Source organism: Sandaracinobacter neustonicus (assembly GCF_006385875.1).
In the GTDB taxonomy this organism is placed as follows: domain Bacteria; phylum Pseudomonadota; class Alphaproteobacteria; order Sphingomonadales; family Sphingomonadaceae; genus Sandaracinobacteroides; species Sandaracinobacteroides neustonicus.
The window spans coordinates 127,244-147,019 of record NZ_VFSU01000026.1 but is presented as its reverse complement, the minus strand read 5'-3'; the positions used below and the strand labels follow the sequence as shown (position 1 = coordinate 147,019).

Sequence of the window (19,776 nt, the reverse complement as noted above, 5' to 3'; positions counted from 1 at the left end):
CATGAGCATGCAGCCCGAAACGCGCGACGCACTGGCGCGCTACGACGCATGGCTGGAACGCACCACCCGCGCGACAGACAGCGTCGCGCGGCAGGCGAAACGCGTGGAACGCGGCGCGCGCAACGTCGGCCGCCGCATGCGCAACATGGCCTTCGCCGTGCTCGCCGTGCTGCTGGGCGCCTTCTTCTACGGAAATCTGGTGGCCCCGCTGGGCTTCCTCGGCGTGATGGTCACAGTGGTCGCCGTGCTCTGCGCCATGCTGCTGTTCGCCAGTTGGCCCCGCGCCCGCGCGCCCAAACTGGAAAAACTCCCCGCCGCGCCGCTCGGCACCCTCCCCGCGCAAGTGGAAGGCTGGCTGGAAGCCCAACGCCCGGCCCTCCCGGCCCCGGCCGCCCGCGAAATCGACATGGTGATGGCCCAGCTGGACCGCCTCGCCCCCGAACTGAAGCAGCTGGACCCAGCCACCCCGCAAGCCGACGACGCCCGAAAACTGCTCAGCGACCACCTCCCAAGGCTGGTCAAAAGCTACGCCGAAGTCCCCGCCAGCCACCGCGCCACCCCGGAAGCCCAAGCCCATTTCCGCGACGGCCTCCGCGTAGTGGGCGGCGAAATGGACCGGCTGGCCAAGGAACTGGCAACCGAACGCCTGCGCGCACTGGAAACCGAAGGGCGGTTTCTGGAAAGCCGTTATGGTGGGAAGAAGGATTAAGGGGGAAGGGTAAGGGGGCCTCCGGCGGGAAGGGGTCTTTAACCCCTTCACCCCGTTAATTGGGGGAGTGCGCGCGAAAACTCTATTGCCATTGCAGCCGATGGCGTCGTGCTGAATTTAGGGATTAGGTATAGTGTACCTCGAATTCTGTGTTTTACAATACAATAAGTCATTCAATCATAGCAACTTCGATCTTGCTTGACCGACAGTGCGCTATTGTCACAAATTTGTATTTTTTATCAACATGATCTAGAAAATTTAACCTAATCTCCCCAAAATACTTCCCTCCAGAAAATGGATCAAAATTATTTCTGAAAGTTAGAAATTTGCATAGATGGAACGTGCTGTTATTTGGAAGATCAGTCATCTTAAATGTAGAAATCATCATTCCAGATTCAGATTCTGTAATATTAATAGATTCTAATATTGCGTCGAATTTTCTAGGTAAAATAAATTCTTCTATGTGAGTTTCGATATTAAATAGTGAGATTTTGATAATTCTTTTCATGCACCATCTCGCAAATTCGCATACTTCTGACATCAGTGATCGAATTTCTGATTTCTGCAGGAAGTGTGCATATTTCCAAATCAGGGGGCACAGTACACATTTCCCTTTCTCCTCGCCCATATGAACGTCGAGAGCAGGCATCCGATGGTGCCACTTTGCTCGCAATCGGCAACCTGTCCTACACAGCCCGATTGTGCCAGCGTCCCCACGTTCTTTGCACCTTTCATCCCCCCAACAGCCGGCCCCGGCAACCCATGCAAGCCTGCGCGGGCATGACTTTCATGACCTTTCGCGCAAACCCGACCCCAAACAACCGGGGTGCAGGGGTCTAAAGACCCCTGCCGGGTGAAGGGCGGAGCCCTTCGCGCCGCAGGCAAACACCCCGCGCCGACCGGCAGACAAAGCGCGGGCAATTCCCAAACCGTCTCTGAACGGCTAGTCACGCGTCATGCTGGCAGGGAAGCGCATCCTTCTGATCATTGGCGGCGGCATTGCTGCGTTCAAGTCGCTGGAGCTGATCCGCGAGATTCGGCGCGCCGGGGGCAGTGTGACTCCGGTGCTGACGAAGGGCGGGCAGCAGTTTGTGACGCCGTTGTCGGCCGCCGCGCTGGCGGAGGCGAAGGCTTATACGGACTTGTTCGATCTCACGGACGAGGCGGAGATGGGGCATATCCAGCTGTCCCGCTCGGCGGATCTGCTGCTGGTTTGCCCCGGCACGGCGGATTTGATCGCGAAGATGGCGGGGGGCCACGCGGACGATCTGGCGACCACCTTGTTGCTGGCGACGGACACGCCGGTGCTGGTGGCCCCTGCAATGAATGTGCGGATGTGGGGCCATGCCGCCACGGCGCGCAATGTCGCCACGCTGCGCGAACGCGGGGTGACGGTGCTGGAGCCGGATGTGGGGCCGATGGCCTGCGGCGAATTCGGCCCCGGTCGGTTGCCGGAGCTGCCGCGGATCATGGCGGCGATTGCCGCCGTGCTGGGCGACGGCCCGCTGAATGGACGGCATCTGCTGGTGACGGCGGGGCCGACGCACGAGCCGATTGACCCGGTGCGCTATATCGCCAACCGCTCGTCGGGCAAGCAGGGCTATGCGCTGGCCGGGGCGCTGGCGGCGCTGGGCGCGCGCGTCACGCTGATTTCCGGGCCGGTGGCGCTTGCCACTCCGCCGGGTGTTGCCCGCGTGGATGTGGAAACGGCCCGGCAGATGGCCGACGCGGTGGAGGCCGCCTTGCCCGCCGACGCGGCAGTGATGGTGGCGGCGGTGGCGGACTGGGGCGTGGAGCCGACCGGGCAAAAGATCAAAAAGGGCGAAGGTGGCCCGCCGCAACTGGCGCTGCGGGAAAATCCGGACATCCTCGCCACCCTGTCCCGCCATGCGAAGCGCCCGGCGCTGGTGGTGGGCTTCGCCGCCGAAACCAATGATGTGATCGCCCACGCACAGGCCAAGCTGGCGAAAAAGGGCTGCGACCTGATCGTCGCCAACGATGTGTCAGGCGACGTGATGGGCGGGGAGCGGAACCTTGTGCATCTGGTCTCCGCCGCCGGGGTGGAAAGCCTGCCGGAAGGCCCGAAAGACGACGTGGCCCGCGCGCTGGCAGCCCGGATCGCGGAATTTCTGAAGAACTGATCGGCAGAGGAACCGGAGCGCGCAGCCGCGCCCCGCGCGCTAAACCGCCGCCCGGATAAACGCCCCGCCCAGCACCCGCTCACCTTCGTAACACACCGCCGCCTGCCCGGGTGAAACGCCAAACTGCGGGTCCGGGAAGATCAGCCGGGGCGTCACCCCGCCCAGCAGCAGCGCCCGGGCCAGCGGGGCCATGGAGCGCAGTTTCACCGCCACCTCCAACCCCTCGGGCGGGATAGGGCCAGCCAGCCAGTTCAGCGGGTCCAGCTCCACCGTCTGCACGGCGAGTGCCGCGCGCGGGCCAACCACCAGCCGGTTCGCTTCAGACTCCAGCCGGATCACGTAGAGCGGCTCGGCCTGCCCGCCGATCTCGATACCCCGGCGCTGGCCCACGGTGAAGCCGATCAGTCCCCCATGGCGGCCCAGCACATGGCCGTCCATGTCCACGATATCGCCGGGCCGGTCCGCGCCGGGGCGCAGCTTCAGCACCACGGCGCGATAATCGCCGTTCGGCACGAAGCAGATGTCCTGACTGTCCGGCTTGTTGGCCACGCGCAGGCCGAAATGTTCGGCGAGCAGCCGCACCGTCGGCTTGTCCAGCCCGCCCAGCGGGAAGCCCAGCCGCGCCAGTTGCGGGGCGGTAGTGGCGAACAGGAAATAGCTCTGGTCTTTGGAAGGGTCCGCCGCGCGGTGCAGTTCCGGGCCGGCGGGGCCGTCCAGCCGCTGCACATAATGGCCGGTCAGCAGCGCCTCTGCGCCCAGATCCTGCGCCACGCCCAGCAGGTCGCGGAACTTCACCGTCTGGTTGCAGCTGATGCAGGGCACGGGGGTGCGGCCCTCCAGATAGCTGTCGGCAAAGGCCTCCATCACCTCGCTTTTGAAGGCAGAGGCGTAATCCAGCACATAATGGGCGAAGCCCTGCGCATCGGCGACGGCACGGGCGTCTGCGATGTCAGACCCGGCGCAACAGGCTCCGGCGCGGGCAGGCGCGGCTTCGGAATCAGAGAGGCGCAGGGTGACGCCGATGGTCTCGCAGCCGTGCCAATGGGCGATGGCCGCGACCACGGACGAGTCCACGCCGCCCGACATGGCAACCACCACACGGGTGCCGGGGGCCGGTAAACGCGCCGAAATGTGACGAAGTGCTTCCTGAATCGCCTCTGCGGCCCCCGGGACATCACCCGTAACAATGCTTTGCACCACTTCGGCCACGTTTCGGGTTACCTGCAATCATCGTTGGTCTCAAGGCGGGCGCAGACCTGCCGTTGCTTGGGAGAAGGCAAGCAGAAGGCCGACGACAGAGGCTGAAGCGCAAAGTCGCGCTTTCGCCTGCGCGGTGCCCAGATGGGCCGGGCGGGTGGAAAGCACAAGGGCATGACTGGCCCTTGCAGGCAGCGGGCTTCGAAAGCCGGAAGCGCTCGGGCAGCGGCGCGGACAGGTGAGGCTGTCCGGGGCGTGCCGAAAGCAGGACCGGCAGCGGGATTGGCCCCGACCGCGACCGAGTAAGCGTGCAACTGCTTCGTCGGAAGAGCAAAGGGTTGAAAATGAACGAACAAAAACAGGCCGAACCAAACAAGGCCGGCGCGCACTCCGTCGCTGGATCCCCCGAAACCCGTCGGCTGCCCGCCCATGCGAATGGTGCGCGCGGCGACGATGAACGCCCCACAGAGGTGCCCGGTCCGCTGGGCCGCCCGATCACGCTGGAATCGCTTCCCCCGCCCGATACGCGGCGCTGGGTGGTGCGGCGGAAGGCCGAAGTGATCGCCGCGATCCGCGGCGGCCTGCTGACGGCAGCCGAAGCCTGCGCCCGTTACCGCCTCAGCCCGGAAGAGCTGGAGCTGTGGCAGGAATCGATCGACCGCGCCGGTGTCCCCGGCCTGCGCGTCACCCGCATCCAGCTTTATCGCGATTATCCGCTGAAGCCCGCCGCCCCCAGGGTGGAACGGACGGAACCGGCGCACCGCGATCTCAGCCGACCCTGGTCGATCTGATCTGAGAAGGATTTTCTGACATGTCCATGATCGAACCATCCCGTCCGGGGCAGGGCAGCCACGATCCGCTCAGCGGCATCGACGCCATCCGCGTAACGGGCCGCCGCGAGGCAGACACGCTGGAGCCGCAGATGGGCACAGCGGTGAACCCCTCCGCAGGCCCCGCCCGCTCGCGCTTTCAGGCGCCGCAAGGCACCACCCGGCTGCTGCTGGTGGAGGATGACCGGCTGCTGTCCGACGCGCTTTCCCGCATGCTGGAGATGGCGGGCTTCACCGTCTATGTCACCGGCTTCGGCGAAGATGCGCTGGATCTCGCCCGCGCCTACCGCTTCGATGTGGTGGTGCTGGATCTCACCCTGCCGGATGTCGCCGGAACGCAGGTGCTGCAACAGCTGCACCAGATGCGCCCGGATACGCCCGTCATCATCCTGTCCGGCGAAAGCGGGCTGGAAAGCAAGATCGAGAATTTCCTGGAAGGCGCGGACGATTATATCACCAAGCCCTTCCACCGCGACGAGCTGCTGGCCCGCATCCATGCGGTGCTGCGCCGGGCGCGGGCGGCTGCGCCGCAGGAAGTGGTATTCGGCCCGCTGGCGCTGGATCTCGTCGCTCACCGCGCTGCTGTCAGCGGCATTCAGGTGCCGCTCACGGGCAAGGAATATGCCTGCCTGGAATTTCTGGCCACGCGCCGGGGCATGACGGTGACGAAGGAAATGTTCCTCGCCCACCTTTATGGCGGGCAGGACGAGCCGGAGATGAAGATCATCGACGTCTTCATCTGCAAGCTCCGCCGCAAACTCTCCGAAGCCGGCGCGCCGCCGGTGGTGGAGACAGTGTGGGGCCGCGGCTACACCATCGCCAACGAGGCCTGATCACACCCCCCTCTGGCCGGCTGCCCGCCCGTGCGGGCAGCCCGGCACCCTTTGCTCGACAGTTATCCCGGCATACCGGGTTGGAAGCCTTAAGGGCCTGATGCGCGTCCGCGTGTCAGGCCCGCTTTTTGCGCCGCCCCTCCGCCAGCGCACGAATCATGCCACGCAACGTGCGCACTTCCTCTGCCGAAAACTGCGGCCGCGTCAGCAACTGCGCCAGAGTCCGCCGAGTGGCAGGCGTGCGATCCGGCACATGATAATAGCCCGCCTCCTCCAGCGCGGAATCCAGATGCGCAATCAGCCCCGCCACCTCGCCATGCGGCGCAGGCTCATGCTGCAACGGCTGAGGAGTCTCCGGATCCCCGGCTTGAAACCATTCATAGCCCAGCAGCAACACCGCCTGCGCCAGATTCAGCGACCCATGCCCCGGGTTGATCGGGCAGGTCACGATGGTGGAAATCGGTGCCAGATCATCCGCCGTCAGCCCGGACCGCTCCGGCCCGAACAATATCCCCGCCTTCTGCCCGCGCGCCGCCGCCGCCCGGATCATCGCCGCCGCCTCCCGCGGGGTCACCACCGGCTTCGGCATATCGCGCGGCCGCACCGTCGTCGCAAAGGTCAAGGCGCAATCCGCCAGCGCCTCCGCCACACTCTCATGCACGGTCGTCGCCTCCAGCACATGATCCGCCCCGGCAGCCGGCGGCCCGGCCTCCGGATTGGGCCAGCCATCGCGCGGCGACACCAGCCGCAACTGATCCAGCGCGAAATTGCCCATGGCCCGAGCCGCCATGCCGATGTTCATACCCAGCTGCGGGCGGACGAGAATGATTGCAGGCGCCGTCATGGCGGGGGCCGATGCACCAGCCCGGCCTTCGCGTCGAGTCCCGAGCGGGGATTTCGCGGATGCGGGGCCGGTGTGGAGCAGCGAAGGTGGGCGCAGAGCCGCAGAAGCTGGCGCGGCGCGGTCGAGACTGGTTCGGAGATGCGGTGGCTGGCGCGGAACGGTCGATGCCTCCGGCGGCCCGGGCTCTGCCCGGGACCCGGCAGGGGCGTGACGCCCCTGCACCCCCTGAGTTTTTAGCCCCTCCTCTTTAGGGGAGGGGTTGGGGTGGGGGCCATCCGCTTGGCGCGAGGTTGCGTGTTTAGTGCCTGCGGCGCTTTGGGCCTTACCCGCCCACCTCTTCACACGTCACCCCGGACTTGATCCGGGGTCCAGCTTTCTTGCCCAAACGTTGCCGAAGAACAAGCTGGACCCCGGATCAAGTCCGGGGTGACGGTTGTGGGTGGTGATGAGGTTGGTGGATCAGGCCCGGCGTTGCTCCCCTCTCTCCCCGGCGGGGAGAGAGAGCCACGTCGCGCCGCAGGCAATCGATGCGGATCACGCGCACGACGTGGGATTTGGGGCGTGACGTGAATTTTGAGGGTGCAGGGAAATCATTTCCCTGCTGGGTGCAGGGCAAAGCCCTGCCCGCCGGAGGCAAAAAACCCCAAAACCCGGGCCCAACAGCAGACCCAAAGCAACGCCCCCATCTGGCTCCCCGCCCCTTCAACCGCTATGCGCGCCCACATGTCAGCCCAGCATCCGTTCGTCGTCCGCCTTGCCGCTTTGCCGTGGCTTCCCGCGTTTCTGCTGGCCGTGGCTGCCGGGGCTGTGGCGGCTTTGGGGTTTGAGCCTGTGGGCAGCATCGCCGGGCCGGTGGCGGGCGCGGCGTTGTTGCTGGTGCTACTGGCGGCGCAGCCGCGCGGGCGGGCGTTCGGGCTGGGGCTGGGGTTCGGCTTCGGCCAGTTCCTGCTGGGCCTTACATGGATCGCCACGGCCTTCACCTTTCAGGCGGCGATGCCGGTGTGGATGGGCTGGGTGGCGGTGGCGGGGCTGTCGCTGTTTCTGGCGCTCTACCCGGGGCTGGCGGCGTGGCTGGCGCGGCGGTTCGCGGATCGGCTGGTGCCGCTGACCTTGCTGTTCGCGGGCGCGTTCACCTTGGGCGAAATCGCGCGCGGGCTGCTGTTTTCCGGTTTTGCGTGGAATCCGCTCGGCGCGGGCTGGCTGCAACTGCCGGGCGTGGCGCAGCTGGCGTCGCTGGTGGGGGCGAACGGACTTTCGGCGCTGGCGGTGCTGGCGGGCGGCAGTCTGGCGGCGCTGCTGGCGGCGCGCGGGGAACGCGGGCGGCTGGGGCTGGTGCTGCTGTTCCCGTTGCTGCTGCTGATCGGGCTGGGCGTGCCGAAGATCCAGAAGCCGCTGGCCTCGCCCACCGAAACCAAGGCGCTGCTGGTGCAAACAGGCGTGGGCATTGCAGACAAGCATCAGGAGGGCGGGCTGGCGCGCAATGTGGAGGCGGCGCTCGCCCGCACCCGGCTGGCGCTGGCCTCCGGGCTGAAGCCCGATCTGGTGATCTGGCCGGAAGCCACGGTGGAGTTCCCGCTGGAGGAGATGCCCGATCTGCGCCGCGAACTGGTGGCGGGCTTCCCGGCGGGTGCGAAGCTGCTGACGGGCGGGGTCGCCATCTGGCGCGATGCCGGCGGCACCATCACGGCGGCGGCCAACAGCGCCTATCTGCTGGATAGCACAGGCGAAATCCTTGCCCGTTATGACAAATCGCATCTGGTGCCGGGCGGCGAATATCTGCCGCTGCGCGCCATCGCCGAACCGCTGGGGCTGGCGCGACTGGTGCCCGGCAGCCTCGATTTCAAGCCCGGCGACGGCCCCGTGACGTGGCGCTTCCCGCCGCTGCCCGCGATCGCCCCGAACATCTGCTATGAAATCATCTTTCCGGCCGCGATCGTGAACCGGGCAGACCGGCCGGAGATGATCGTCACCATTTCCAACGACGCATGGTTCGGCCCCTCCGGCCCGCCGCAGCATCACGCGCAGGCGCGGCTGCGTGCCATCGAGGAAGGGCTGCCCGTTCTGCGCGCAACGCCCACCGGCATCACCGGCCTGATCGACCCGCGCGGCGGGCTGGTGGAAACGCTGCCGCGCGGCGTTGCCGCCCATGCGGTGGTGGCCGTTCCAGCGCCGCTGCCGCCCACCCCATTTGCGCGCCTGGGGCTGTTGTCCCCCGCGCTGTTTGCCCTGTTTTTGCTGGCAAGCGGGTTTTTTCTGAATCGCAGAAAGACTTAAATATCTCTTTATGTCCCTTGCCATCACTGTCCCCAGAGGGTAGCGGCAGGCAGGTTCCAAAGGAGTTTTTCATGCCGCGCAGCAGCTTCATCTTCACCTCGGAATCCGTCTCCGAAGGTCATCCGGACAAGGTTGCGGATCAGATTTCCGACACCGTCGTCGATTTCATGCTCGCAAAAGACCCGGAAGCGCGCATCGCCTGCGAAACGCTGGTGACGACTCAGCGCATCTTCCTGGCCGGTGAAATCCGCTGCCGCGGCGTGTTCGATCTGGAAACCCACCCCGATACCGAAGGCTGGGCCCCCGGCGTGCGCGACGAGATCGAGCAGCGTGTGCGCGGCACCATCCGCAACATCGGCTATGAACAGGACGGCTTCCACTGGCAGACGGCCAGCTTCGAAAACCACCTGCACGGCCAGTCGCAGCACATCGCCATGGGCGTGGATGAAAGCGGCAACAAGGACGAAGGCGCGGGCGATCAGGGCATCATGTTCGGCTATGCCACCGATGAAACGCCGGACCTCATGCCGGCTACCCTCTATTACTCCCACCGCATCCTCGAACGGCTCGCGCAGGATCGCCACAACAAAGTGGTGGATTTCCTCGAGCCGGACGCCAAGAGCCAGGTGACGCTCGCCTACGAAAACGAAGTGCCGGTGAAGGCCACCGCGCTCGTCGTCTCCACCCAGCACACGCGCGCCCTCTCCAACGACGCCGGGCAGAAGCGCCTGCGCGACTATGTGATGACGGTGTTCGAAGAAGTGCTGCCCAAGGGCTGGCTGCCGGGGCAGGACACCATCTATGTGAACCCCACCGGCCTGTTCGAAATCGGCGGCCCGGATGGCGACGCCGGCCTCACCGGCCGCAAGATCATCGTCGACACCTATGGCGGCGCTGCCCCGCACGGCGGCGGCGCCTTCAGCGGCAAGGATCCCACCAAGGTGGACCGCTCCGCCGCCTATATCTCGCGCTACCTCGCCAAGAACATCGTCGCCGCAGGCCTCGCCCGCCGCGCCACCATCCAGCTCTCCTACGCCATCGGCGTGGCCGAGCCGCTGTCGATTCTGGTGGACACGCACGGCACCGGCACGGTGGACGAAGCCCGTATCGAAGCCGCCCTGCCCAAGCTGGTGCGGCTGACGCCCAAAGGCATCCGCACCCACCTCGGCCTGAACCGGCCGATCTACCAACGCACCGCCGCCTACGGCCACTTCGGCCGCACACCCGACGCAGACGGTGGCTTCAGCTGGGAAAAGACGGACCTTGCCGAGGCGCTGAAGGCGGCGCTGCGTTAAGGCGTTTAGGGCAGGGTTGAGGGGGCTTTGCCCCCTCAAACTCCCCACCAACCACAACCGTCACCCCGGACTTGATCCGGGGTCCAGCTGTTCTTCGGCGACGTTGTGGGTGGAAACTGGACCCCGGATCAAGTCCGGGGTGACGTGGGGAGACGTGGGTGGGATACGCCCCAACATAAAGCGCCGCAGGCTATACCCCCCAACCTCGCACCAAGCGGATGGCCCCCACCCCACCCCCCCCAAAGGAGGAGCGACTAAAAATGAAGGGGGTGCGAGCGGCGTCACGCCCCTGCCGGGTCCCGGGCAGAGCCCGGGCCGCCGGAGGCCTCAACAGCCAACGCCACCACAAACGCCGGCAAACGCCCCAGTCAGTCCAGCTTCACCTGCACCGGCGGAATCCGCGTCCAGCCATTCTTGTCCAGATCGCGCCAGGGTTCGGCGAATTTCGGGATGGCGGTCTGCATATAGCTCGTCACCTGCGCGTCCAGCACGTCGCAGCCGCTGGGGGTCAGCAGCTTCAACTCGGCCACTTCCCAACGCTTGTTTTCGCCGGTGCCGCGCGTTTTCATCTTCGCGTCATATTCGAAGGTGTGGGCGACGCCAGCCTTCCCGGCGAGCGTGGGGCATTGCCCGGATCTGATCGCGTTCTGCGCCATAGGCGCCAACGGGGCCAGCGTCTGCTCGAACATGGCGGGCCACACCCAGGTCTCGCCCAGACGGCCCTGATTGCCGCTGACAGCAGCAGCGGCAGGAATGGCCGCCACGAGTGCGACCAGAGCGATCAATGTTTTCATGCCAGCCTCCGAACCAGTGTCCCGGCGCCGCGCCGGGTGAATATTTCCAGCAGCATGGCATGTGGAATCCGTCCGTCAAGGATCACGGCAGCGTCCACGCCGCCGTTCACCGCAGCCACGCAGGTTTCAACCTTGGGGATCATGCCGCCGGAAATGGTGCCGTCGGCCTCCAGCCGCTTCACATCCTCGGGCGTCAGGTCAGACAGCAGCGTGCCGTCCTTCGCCAGCACGCCGGGCACGTCCGTCAGCAGGAAGAAGCGCGCTGCCCCCAGCGCAGCGGCAATGGCCCCGGCGCAGGTGTCGGCGTTGATGTTATAGGTGTGGCCGTCCGCCCCCATGCCGATCGGCGCGACGATCGGCACGAAATCGGCTGCCGTCAGCACGTCGATCACCTTGCGGTCCACATGCGCGGGTTCGCCCACGAAGCCCAGATCCACCGCCTGTTCGATGGCGGAGCCGGGATCGCGGCTGGTGCGGTTCACCTTTTCCGCGGTAATCAGCCCGGCGTCCTTGCCGCTGATGCCCACGGCCTTACCGCCCGCCTCGCTGATCCAGCGGACCAGTTCCTTGTTGATCGCGCCCAGCACCATCTCGGCGACTTCCGCCGTCTGCGCATCCGTCACGCGCAGGCCATCCACAAAGCGGCTTTCCACCCCCAGCCGCTTCAGCATCGCGCCGATCTGCGGCCCGCCGCCATGCACCACCACCGGGCGGATGCCCACCTGCTTCAGCAGCACGATATCCTCGGCAAAGTCCCGCGCCAGTTCCGGGTCGCCCATGGCATGGCCGCCATATTTCACCACGAAGGTCTGCCCGGCATAGCGCTGCAGATAGGGCAGCGCCTCCACCAGCACCTCGGTCTTGGCGAGAAGGGCGGGGTCGGGCGCGTGGCGCACCCCGGCGTGAAGCTTTTCCGTCATGGCGCGCGCATTGCCACCAGCCACGCGGCTTGGCCAGAGAGCAGTGCGCAACTGCAGCCAAATTCGCTCTCGCTGCATCGCAGCAGTGGACGCAGCCAATGCTGCAGTGCATCATGAACGCAATGGACCCTGACTCGACAAAGCTGCTGAATCTCGACGGCCCGCTCGCCGAACCGATGGCCCGCACAGACCCGCTGCGCCACGGCCGCATCGAGGATCTTTACGCGCTGTTCGTGGGCACGATCCTCGTTTCGCTGGGGCTGGTGCTGCTGCAAGGGGCCGGGATCGTTACCGGCGGCGTGGCCGGGCTGGCGCTGCTCGCGGCCTATATCACGGGCTGGCCGGTTGGCCTGTTCTTCGTCGCCCTCACATTGCCCATGCTGGCTTTGACGGCGCGCGCCATGGGGCGCGGCTTCGTCGTCAAGACCAGTCTTGTGGTGCTGGGAATCCTGCTGTTCACGCTGCTGGCCCCTCGCGCCATCCGCATCACCAGCATCGATCCGGCCTTCGCGGCCATCGTCGGCGGCAGCATCGTCGGCATGGGGGCATTGGCGCTGGCCCGCCACGGCGCGGGCGCAGGCGGCACCGGCGCCATCATCCTGTGGCTCTACCGCGAACGCGGCTGGAACGCAGGCCGCACCCAGATGGCGCTGGACGGCTTCGTGCTGCTGCTCTCGCTGGTGAAGATGAGCGCGGTGCAATTCGCCTGGTCCCTGCTCAGCGTGGTGTTCATGGCAGGCGTGCTGTGGATGTGGCACCGGCCGGGGCGGTATACCGGCTATTAAGGAGTTTGCCTCCGGCGCGGCGGGCTCTGCCCGCCACCCGGCAGGGAGCTGTGCTCCCTGCACCCACATTTGTAGGTTATTCGGTTGGGCTGCGGTGATGGCCGGGGTTATGTCCTGCGGCGCTTTTTGTTGTGGGTGTTGGGGTGTTGTGGATCAGGCCCGGCGGTGACACCCCCTCTCCATCTCTCCCCCTTACAGGGGGAGAGCGCTCCGTAGCGCCGCAGGCAGTTAAAGTGGATCACACGAACGGCGCTGGAGGTTGGCGCAACGCCAATTTAGAGGGTGCAGGGACATCATGTCCCTGCTGGGTGCAGGGCAAAGCCCTGCCCGCCGGAGGCAAACCCCAGCCGTTTACAAAAACCGTGCCACCACGTCTCGGTAAGACCGGCTCACCTTCACGGTCGCGCCCGACGCCAGTGTCAGGAAGCATTCGCCGTTGGTGTGCGGCTTCACTTGCCGCACATTTTCAAGGTTCACGATGGTGGAGCGGTGCACGCGCTGGAACTTGCGCGGGTCCAGCCGGCGTTCCAGATCCTTCATGGTTTCGCGCAGGATCAGCGTCTGGTCGGCGGTGGTCAGGCACATATAGTCCCCGGCGGCGTCGATTTTCTCGATGGAATCCACGTCCACGCGGAAGATCTGGCCCTGATCCTTCACGTTGATGATTCGCTCGAACCGATCAGACGCGGGTTCGGCGGCCGGTTGCAGGGTGGAAACCGAATCCGGGTCTACCTCGGCCAGCTTGGCGGCGAGCCGTTCGGCTTCGTCGCACATGCGCTTTTCCTGCAGCCGCACGCGAACGCGTTCGATGGTCTGCGCCAGCCGCTCGGTTTCCACCGGCTTCATCAGATAATCCACTGCCTGCGCTTCGAAGGCGCGGATGGCGTGATCGGAATAGGCTGTCACGAACACGAACAAGGGCGGGGTGATATCGGCCAGCGCAGAGACGACGGAGAAGCCGTCAAAGCCCGGCATCTGCACGTCGAGGAACACGAGGTCGGGCTTTTCCGTGCGGATGGCGCGAATGGCTTCGCGGCCGTTCAACGCGCGGCCGACAATTTCGATATCCTGAAACGGCTGGAGGCGAAGTTCCAGGCCCTGAACGGCGAGCGGTTCGTCGTCGACGAGGAGGGTACGGATGGTCATTGGGCAACCTCTTGGGCGGGCCCCGAGAGCCGTTCCGCGCGGGCGATTTCCGCGGGCGAAACCAGCTGGAGGGGGATTTCAATCATAGCAAGTACGCCTGGGCCATTGGCCGTTCCGGTTTGAACCAGCGGTGAACTGCTGTTCGACAAAATCTCGAAGCGCTGGTCGTCGCCATAGGCCTGTTGCAGCCGGTCGCGGATGTTGCCGAGGCCGACCCCGGTGCCCACGATGTTGGGCCGATGCTCGCCGATTCCCGGCCCGGTATCGGCCACCGTCAGCTCCAGCCTGTCCCCCACGCGCCGGGCCGTCACCCAGATGTCGGCACCTTCCTCCAGCGGGGTCACGGCATATTTGATGGCGTTTTCCACCAGCGGCTGCAGCAGCAGCGAGGGGATTCGCGCCGTCAGCACTTCGGGCGCGATATCGAAGCGGGTGCGCAACCGGTTCTCGAAGCGGGTGCGCTCGATCTCCAGATACAGCTTCAGCGCCTGCATTTCCTGCGCCACCGTCGCCTGCCCCTCGCGCTCCCCCACAAGGCTGTAGCGCAGGAACGAGGACAGCCGCGACAACATGGTGTTGGCCTTTTCCGTTTCGGTCAGAAGCACCAGCGTGCTGATGGAATTCAGCGTGTTGAACAGGAAGTGCGGGTTGATCTGGTAGCGCAGCATTTCCAGCTGCGCCGAATTGGCCTGCGCCGCCATCCGCTCGAACCGCTCGGCCTGCTCGTCCAGCATCAGGAAGTAATTGATGCCGTAATAGAGCGCCGTCCACGCCCCCAGCACCGCCAGCGTCAGCAGGATCGCGCCGAAGAATTCGATCCCCTCCGGCCGCCAGCCCGGCTCATAGAAGGTGGCGTGCGCCCACACCTCAATGGCGGAAAACAGCGTGGCCGCCACGATCAGGATCAGCAGCGACAAGCTCCACACCCACACCGGCTTCATGCGAATGACGGCGCGATAGGCCCAAGCCATCAACAGGGTGATGGAAAAGCCGGTTACGGTCACAAGGATGGTGGGCAGGATGAAGCTGATGCCCATCCGGTTCGCCAGCCCGCCGAGCGAGCGCAGCAGGAAATAGCCCGCCCATCCGGCGATCTGGAGCGTCCAGAAAGCCCGATTCTTGTCGGCGAAAAAGCCCTTGGGAGCGCGCGCGGTCGCTGGCATCTTGTGGAACCTAGGGTTTTTCCCGGCCCATTCCAAGGGCAAGGATGGCGTGCCACCCCGCCGTGTCGCCGGGGCCGTTCGGCTGCTTGATCGCCTGCTCGCCCGCCAGCATCGCCGCCAGCGCGCGGCGGATGCGCGGCTGCGGCCAGTCTCTGAGAGCAGCGGCGGTCGAGTCCTGCTCTTTCCAGAAGATCGGCGGCCGCAGCGCCTTCACGGCGGCGAGCGGCTGCGCACCGCCATCCACGGCGGCGCGCGCTTCGGCCAGTTGCAGCAGGCGGCGGGCGATGGCGCGCAGCGCGGGGATGGCGCTGCTCCCGGCCAGCAGCCGATATTGCCGCTCGGCGGCGGCGGCATTGCCCGAAACGATGGCCGCCACCAGCAGGTTCATATCATCTTCCGCGCTGTCCGCGCCCAACGCGGCGACATGCGCGCGCTCCAGCGTTTTCGGTGTTTCGGGGCTGGAATCGAGGAACAGCGCATATTTCGCCAGTTCAGAGGCAAGCACGCCGGTGTCGCCATCGGAACTCGCCATCAGCCGCTCGGCAATGCCGGATTCCAGCCGCAGCCCCAGCTCTTTCGCATGGGATTGCAGCCAGTTGGCCAGATCTCGCCCCTCCAGCGGATAGGATATCAGCGCCAGCGCCAGCGGGCTGTCCTCCGCCAGTTTGCGCAAGGCCGAGGATTTGGCGAGGTCGCCCGCCAGCATCACCACCGGATCGCCCGCCACGGGGGCAGCCAGCAACAGCCGCACGGCTTCCTGCGTCGATTCGCCCGCGCCCGCCACCCGGATCAGCCGCGCGCCGCCGAACATCGAAACGGAGGCCGCCTCGTCGGCGAGCTTGCCCGGATCGGATTTCAGCTCGTCAGCGGCAATATCCGTGATGGCCATCGGATCGGCCGGATCGGCCAGCGCTTTCGCCGCCAGTTGCGCCAGTTCACGGCTGGAGGATTCGTCCGGCCCGGCCAGCAGGATCAGGCGGATCGAAGGCTCCCAACTGCCGAAGCGGCGCAAGAGATCGGCGCGCCGGATCGCCGTCATCCGCCCCTCACTGTGGTGCCTGTGCGGTCTTCTGCGTGCGCGCCAGCAGTGCCAGCCGGGCGACGATCTGGTCCGCAATGTCGCGGGAAAGCCGTTCCAGCGCAGTGGCTTCCGCTGCCACCACGGCATATTCGGAACTCACCACGTCGATCCCGGCGTCGGCGCTGGCGGTGGTGTCCAGCAACACCGCACCCGTCGCGATCTCGATCAGGCGATAGCGCGCGCGCAGCGTCCGCCGCTCTCGGATGATCGAGTTGTCGCCGCGCACCCCGAAGCCGATGATGTCGTCGTCCAGCGCCACCTCAAGCCGCAGCGTTGCGTTGCCCGACGGGTTCATCCGCTCTACCAGCCGATCCCGCACCATGAAGCCGGACTTGTCGGCGATGGGCATGATCTCCACGCCGGAGAGCAGCGTCTGCGCCTCCCCCGAACTGCCGCCGGAATAGACCGGGGCCAGTTGGCAACCCGCCAGAGCCAATGGCAGCAAAAGGGGGATCAGCCACTTCACAGGACGATATTCACCAGCCGGTCGGGCACGACAATCACCTTCTTCGGCGTCGCGCCCGCCACATGCGCCGCGACCTTCGGCAGCGCCAGCACGGCGGCTTCCACCTCGGCGCGCGGCAGACCCTTGGCCAGTTCCACCGTCTCACGCAGCTTGCCGTTCACCTGCACGGCGTAGGTCGCCTGCGTCTCCACCAGCAGGGCCGGTTCGGCGACGGGCCATGGCGCATCGGCGATCAGCCCCTGCTCTCCCAGCAGCGCCCAGGCTTCCTCGGCGACGTGCGGCACCATCGGCGCAACCAGCCGCAGCAGTGTCACCGCCGCTTCGGTGCGGGCGATGGAGGGCTTCGCCTTTTCGATGGCGTTGGCCAGTTCATAGGCGCGGGCGACGGCCTTGTTGAACTGCAAGCGGTCGATATCGTGTGTGATGCCGTCGATGGTCTTGTGCGTCAGCCGCGTCAGTTCCTCATTGCCGCCATCGGGCGCATCTTTCGCCAGATTGGCAATGCGCCACAGCCGCTGCACGAAGCGCGACGCCCCTTCGATCCCGGCCAGAGACCATGCGAGATCGCGTTCCGGCGGGCTGTCAGACAGCATGAACCAGCGCGCGGCATCCGCGCCGTATCGATCCAATATGGCGTCCGGATCGACGACATTCTTCTTGGATTTCGACATCTTCTCGGTGCGGCCGATAGCGATGGAACGTCCCGTTGATTTCTCACGCAGCTTGCCGTCAACGGTTTCAAGTTCGTCTGGGGCTACCCAGTAGAACTCCGACGAAGGCGCAATTCCATCACCCACCCATGCGGTCGCGCGGTAAGTCTCGTGCGTCACCATCCCCTGCGTGAACAGGCCGCGGAAGGGTTCGGTGATGCCGATCTGGCCGATCGAGGCCAGCGCGCGGGTGAAGAAACGGCTGTAGAGCAGGTGCAGAATCGCATGCTCGATGCCGCCGATATATTGCGCCACCGGCAGCCAGCTTTCCGCCTCCGCCCGGTCAAACGGCTTGTCCGCCGGTTGGGAGGCGAAGCGGATGAAATACCAGCTGGAATCGACGAAGGTGTCCAGCGTGTCCGTCTCCCGCCGGGCGGGCTTGCCGCATTGCGGGCAAGGCACGTTGCGCCATGTCGGGTGGCGGTCCAGCGGGTTGCCGGGGCGGTCGAACGTCACATCGTCCGGCAGCACCACGGGCAGGTCCGCCTTGGGGACGGGCACGGTGCCGCAGGCTTCGCAATGGATGATCGGGATCGGCGTGCCCCAGTAACGCTGGCGGGAAACCCCCCAATCGCGCAGACGGAACACGGTGGTGCCCTGCCCCCAGCCCTCGGCCTCGGCGCGGGCGATCACCGCCATCTTCGCGGTTTCCACGTCCAGCCCGGTCAGGAAACCGGAATTGATGAGCTTGCCGGGGCCGGTATAGGCCTCGTCGCCAATGGGCACATCTTCCTCGCCCGGCAGCGCCACCACGCGCGGCACGGGGAGCATATATTTGCGGGCGAAATCCAGATCACGCTGATCATGCGCAGGGCAGCCGAAGATGGCCCCGGTGCCATAGTCCATCAGCACGAAGTTGGCGATGAACAGCGGCAGGCGACGCGTGGCATCCAGCGGATGCACCACGGAAAGCCCGGTGTCGAAGCCCTTTTTCTCTGCCGTTTCAATCTCTTCGGCGGCAGTCCCGGTGGCGCGGGCGTCGGCGATGAAGGCTTGCGCCGCCTCGCTGCCGGCCGCGACAGCAGCCGCAATCGGATGATCAATGGCAACGGCGGCGAAGCTCGCGCCGAACAGCGTATCGGGCCGGGTGGTGAACACGTCGAAGCTGGCGGGCACACCCTCAGGTGCCGCCTCCACGTCAAAGCGGAAGCGCAAGCCCTTGGATTTGCCGATCCAGTTTTCCTGCATCAGCCGGACCTTTTCCGGCCATTGCTCCAGCGTGGCCAAGTCCGCCGCCAGTTCGTCGGCGAATTCGGTGATTTTCAGGAACCATTGCGTCAGCTTGCGCCGTTCCACCGCCGCGCCGGAGCGCCAGCCGCGCCCGTCGATCACCTGCTCATTGGCGAGCACGGTGTTGTCGACCGGATCCCAGTTCACCCACGCATCGCGCCGATCCACAAGGCCCGCCTTCAGCAGATCGAGGAACAGCGCCTGTTCATGGCCGTAATATTCGGGGTCGCAGGTGGCGAATTCCCGGCTCCAGTCGATGGCGAGGCCGAGGCGCTTCAGCTGCGCGCGCATCGCCGCGATGTTCTGCCGCGTCCAGCTGCCGGGGTGCACGCCGCGTTCCATCGCGGCATTTTCCGCAGGCATCCCAAAGGCATCCCAGCCCATCGGGTGCAGAACGGCATGGCCCTGCATCCGCCGCGCACGCGCCAGCACATCGCCCATGGCATAGTTGCGCACATGGCCCATGTGGATGCGCCCCGACGGATAGGGGAACATTTCCAGCACCATGGTTTTCGGCTTGGTGCTGCTGCTGTCGGCGCGGAAGGTGTCCGCCGCCTCCCAGCGTTTTTGCCAGCGCGAATCCGCTGCGCGCGGATCGAAACGGACGGATTCGGCGTCGCCGGTCTGGTCGGTGCTCATTGCGGGGGGCCGATCCGTTACCGGGCGAGCGAGGCCTGGCGGAGCGTGCGGGCGCGTTCGAGGATGATTTCCTCCAGCTTCTGCACCGTGCCCGCGCGCACCGGCGCTGCGACCCAGCGGCCATCCTGCATCACTTCGCGCTGGGCAGACACCTGCACCGCGTCGGCGCGCAGCGCGCCATCGAGGATCGCAACCGTCACCTTTACCCGCTCGTTCGGGATGTTCGGGTTCTGATACCATTCGCCCACGATCACGCCGCCGGCGGAATCCACCTGAGACAGCGGCATGAATTGCAGCGTTTCAAGGCTGGCGCGCCACAGATAGGAGTTCACGCCGATGGTGGTGACAGCCGTCTGCTGGGTGACGGCTTCGGGGCCTTTCTTGCCGCCGCACGCCGCAAGCGCGAGCGCCGAGGCCAGAAGAACGGCCGTCGCAAAGGGGCGAATGGTTGCGGGCTGGGTGGTTCCGTCGGTCAATGAAGGCTCCGTGTGCTTTGGGCGCTTTGAAAGGGCCGATGGCGGCCATACAGGGCCGACCGCCGTTCGCGCAACAGGCAGCCCCGGGATTCGCCCCTGCGGCCGCAAGCCGAAACACAGGCTGAACGGTTGAGCGAATATTCATCCCGCTGTAACCAATTGTGGGCCAAAAGCCACAGCCACCGGCAATTGCCGGGGCCAATGAAAAAACGGGGTTAAAATCTGCGACAAGGCGTGGGATTC

At 65.8% G+C, this 19,776-nt stretch carries 17 protein-coding genes; 7 read left to right on the top strand and 10 right to left on the bottom strand.

Annotated elements, in window-relative coordinates; all coding sequences use genetic code 11:
- Window position 1: 1 nt before the first annotated feature.
- Complete coding sequence (locus FJQ54_RS11095) at window positions 2–709, top strand: hypothetical protein (protein WP_140928472.1); 708 nt, start codon at window positions 2–4, stop codon at window positions 707–709.
- 956 nt (window positions 710–1,665) lie between these two features.
- A complete protein-coding gene (gene coaBC, locus FJQ54_RS11090; protein ID WP_181160112.1) occupies window positions 1,666–2,850 on the top strand; it encodes a bifunctional phosphopantothenoylcysteine decarboxylase/phosphopantothenate--cysteine ligase CoaBC in 1,185 nt (394 codons plus the stop codon).
- 39 nt (window positions 2,851–2,889) lie between these two features.
- Here the strand turns inward: coaBC and mnmA are convergent, their stop codons facing one another.
- The gene (gene mnmA / locus FJQ54_RS11085) at window positions 2,890–3,981 is read right to left on the bottom strand and encodes a tRNA 2-thiouridine(34) synthase MnmA (protein WP_268920580.1); all 1,092 of its coding nucleotides are present in this window, start codon (window positions 3,979–3,981) and stop codon (window positions 2,890–2,892) included.
- Between the two features lie 485 nt (window positions 3,982–4,466).
- Between mnmA and sciP the strand changes: the two genes are divergently transcribed.
- Window positions 4,467–4,838 (top strand): CtrA inhibitor SciP, encoded by a 372-nt coding sequence (gene sciP / locus FJQ54_RS11080; protein ID WP_235890426.1) that lies wholly within the window; start codon window positions 4,467–4,469, stop codon window positions 4,836–4,838.
- 203 nt (window positions 4,839–5,041) lie between these two features.
- Window positions 5,042–5,710 (top strand): response regulator transcription factor, encoded by a 669-nt coding sequence (locus FJQ54_RS11075; protein WP_328592177.1) that lies wholly within the window; start codon window positions 5,042–5,044, stop codon window positions 5,708–5,710.
- Between the two features lie 115 nt (window positions 5,711–5,825).
- Here FJQ54_RS11075 and FJQ54_RS11070 read toward each other — a convergent pair whose 3' ends face one another.
- Complete coding sequence (locus FJQ54_RS11070) at window positions 5,826–6,554, bottom strand: RNA methyltransferase (protein ID WP_140928470.1); 729 nt, start codon at window positions 6,552–6,554, stop codon at window positions 5,826–5,828.
- Between the two features lie 723 nt (window positions 6,555–7,277).
- Here FJQ54_RS11070 and lnt point away from each other — a divergent pair.
- Entirely contained in the window at window positions 7,278–8,828 is a 1,551-nt protein-coding gene (gene lnt, locus FJQ54_RS11065; RefSeq protein WP_181160111.1) for an apolipoprotein N-acyltransferase, read from the top strand.
- A 71-nt stretch (window positions 8,829–8,899) separates the two neighbouring features.
- On the top strand, window positions 8,900–10,123 hold the full coding sequence (gene metK, locus FJQ54_RS11060; protein ID WP_140928468.1) for a methionine adenosyltransferase: 1,224 nt from the start codon (window positions 8,900–8,902) through the stop codon (window positions 10,121–10,123).
- A gap of 368 nt (window positions 10,124–10,491) precedes the next feature.
- On the opposite strand, the gene FJQ54_RS11055 is transcribed toward metK, so the two are convergent.
- Together FJQ54_RS11055 and argB are read right to left on the bottom strand one after the other, a co-directional pair.
- Window positions 10,492–10,917, bottom strand: a complete 426-nt coding sequence (locus tag FJQ54_RS11055; protein WP_140928467.1) for a hypothetical protein — start codon at window positions 10,915–10,917, stop codon at window positions 10,492–10,494.
- A complete protein-coding gene (gene argB / locus FJQ54_RS11050) occupies window positions 10,914–11,837 on the bottom strand; it encodes an acetylglutamate kinase (protein ID WP_140928466.1) in 924 nt (307 codons plus the stop codon). The genes FJQ54_RS11055 and argB overlap by 4 nt, the downstream gene beginning before the upstream one ends.
- Before the next feature lie 113 nt (window positions 11,838–11,950).
- Here argB and FJQ54_RS11045 point away from each other — a divergent pair, with 113 nt between their 5' ends.
- The gene (locus tag FJQ54_RS11045) at window positions 11,951–12,622 is read left to right on the top strand and encodes a YitT family protein (protein ID WP_181160110.1); all 672 of its coding nucleotides are present in this window, start codon (window positions 11,951–11,953) and stop codon (window positions 12,620–12,622) included.
- Window positions 12,623–12,973: 351 nt separating this feature from the next.
- Here FJQ54_RS11045 and FJQ54_RS11040 read toward each other — a convergent pair whose 3' ends face one another.
- Genes FJQ54_RS11040 through FJQ54_RS11015 form a run of 6 tightly spaced genes read right to left on the bottom strand, consistent with a single transcriptional unit; the run spans window position 12,974 to window position 19,533 of the window.
- A complete protein-coding gene (locus FJQ54_RS11040; RefSeq protein WP_140928464.1) occupies window positions 12,974–13,768 on the bottom strand; it encodes a LytR/AlgR family response regulator transcription factor in 795 nt (264 codons plus the stop codon).
- On the bottom strand, window positions 13,765–14,931 hold the full coding sequence (locus tag FJQ54_RS11035) for a sensor histidine kinase (protein ID WP_140928463.1): 1,167 nt from the start codon (window positions 14,929–14,931) through the stop codon (window positions 13,765–13,767). Before FJQ54_RS11035 ends, FJQ54_RS11040 begins: the two co-directional genes overlap by 4 nt.
- A 10-nt stretch (window positions 14,932–14,941) precedes the next feature.
- Window positions 14,942–15,970, bottom strand: coding sequence for a DNA polymerase III subunit delta (holA, locus tag FJQ54_RS11030; RefSeq protein ID WP_181160109.1), 1,029 nt, complete (start codon window positions 15,968–15,970; stop codon window positions 14,942–14,944).
- Between the two features lie 7 nt (window positions 15,971–15,977).
- Window positions 15,978–16,478 carry an LPS assembly lipoprotein LptE gene (lptE, locus tag FJQ54_RS11025; protein ID WP_140928461.1) on the bottom strand — a complete coding sequence of 167 codons (501 nt, stop codon included), beginning with the start codon at window positions 16,476–16,478 and terminating at the stop codon, window positions 15,978–15,980.
- On the bottom strand, window positions 16,475–19,057 hold the full coding sequence (gene leuS / locus FJQ54_RS11020; protein WP_140928460.1) for a leucine--tRNA ligase: 2,583 nt from the start codon (window positions 19,055–19,057) through the stop codon (window positions 16,475–16,477). Before leuS ends, lptE begins: the two co-directional genes overlap by 4 nt.
- A 17-nt stretch (window positions 19,058–19,074) precedes the next feature.
- Window positions 19,075–19,533, bottom strand: a complete 459-nt coding sequence (locus FJQ54_RS11015) for a DUF3576 domain-containing protein (protein ID WP_235890408.1) — start codon at window positions 19,531–19,533, stop codon at window positions 19,075–19,077.
- Window positions 19,534–19,776 lie beyond the last annotated feature (243 nt).

Coding starts and splice junctions, on each gene's coding strand:
- FJQ54_RS11095 (WP_140928472.1), top strand. CDS start 2: ATGAGCATGCAGCCCGAAACGCGCGACGCACTGGCGCGCTACGACGCA.
- coaBC (WP_181160112.1), top strand. CDS start 1,666: ATGCTGGCAGGGAAGCGCATCCTTCTGATCATTGGCGGCGGCATTGCT.
- FJQ54_RS11070 (WP_140928470.1), bottom strand. CDS start 6,554: ATGACGGCGCCTGCAATCATTCTCGTCCGCCCGCAGCTGGGTATGAAC.
- lnt (WP_181160111.1), top strand. CDS start 7,278: ATGTCAGCCCAGCATCCGTTCGTCGTCCGCCTTGCCGCTTTGCCGTGG.
- metK (WP_140928468.1), top strand. CDS start 8,900: ATGCCGCGCAGCAGCTTCATCTTCACCTCGGAATCCGTCTCCGAAGGT.
- FJQ54_RS11055 (WP_140928467.1), bottom strand. CDS start 10,917: ATGAAAACATTGATCGCTCTGGTCGCACTCGTGGCGGCCATTCCTGCC.
- argB (WP_140928466.1), bottom strand. CDS start 11,837: ATGACGGAAAAGCTTCACGCCGGGGTGCGCCACGCGCCCGACCCCGCC.
- FJQ54_RS11045 (WP_181160110.1), top strand. CDS start 11,951: ATGAACGCAATGGACCCTGACTCGACAAAGCTGCTGAATCTCGACGGC.
- FJQ54_RS11040 (WP_140928464.1), bottom strand. CDS start 13,768: ATGACCATCCGTACCCTCCTCGTCGACGACGAACCGCTCGCCGTTCAG.
- FJQ54_RS11035 (WP_140928463.1), bottom strand. CDS start 14,931: ATGCCAGCGACCGCGCGCGCTCCCAAGGGCTTTTTCGCCGACAAGAAT.
- holA (WP_181160109.1), bottom strand. CDS start 15,970: ATGACGGCGATCCGGCGCGCCGATCTCTTGCGCCGCTTCGGCAGTTGG.
- leuS (WP_140928460.1), bottom strand. CDS start 19,057: ATGAGCACCGACCAGACCGGCGACGCCGAATCCGTCCGTTTCGATCCG.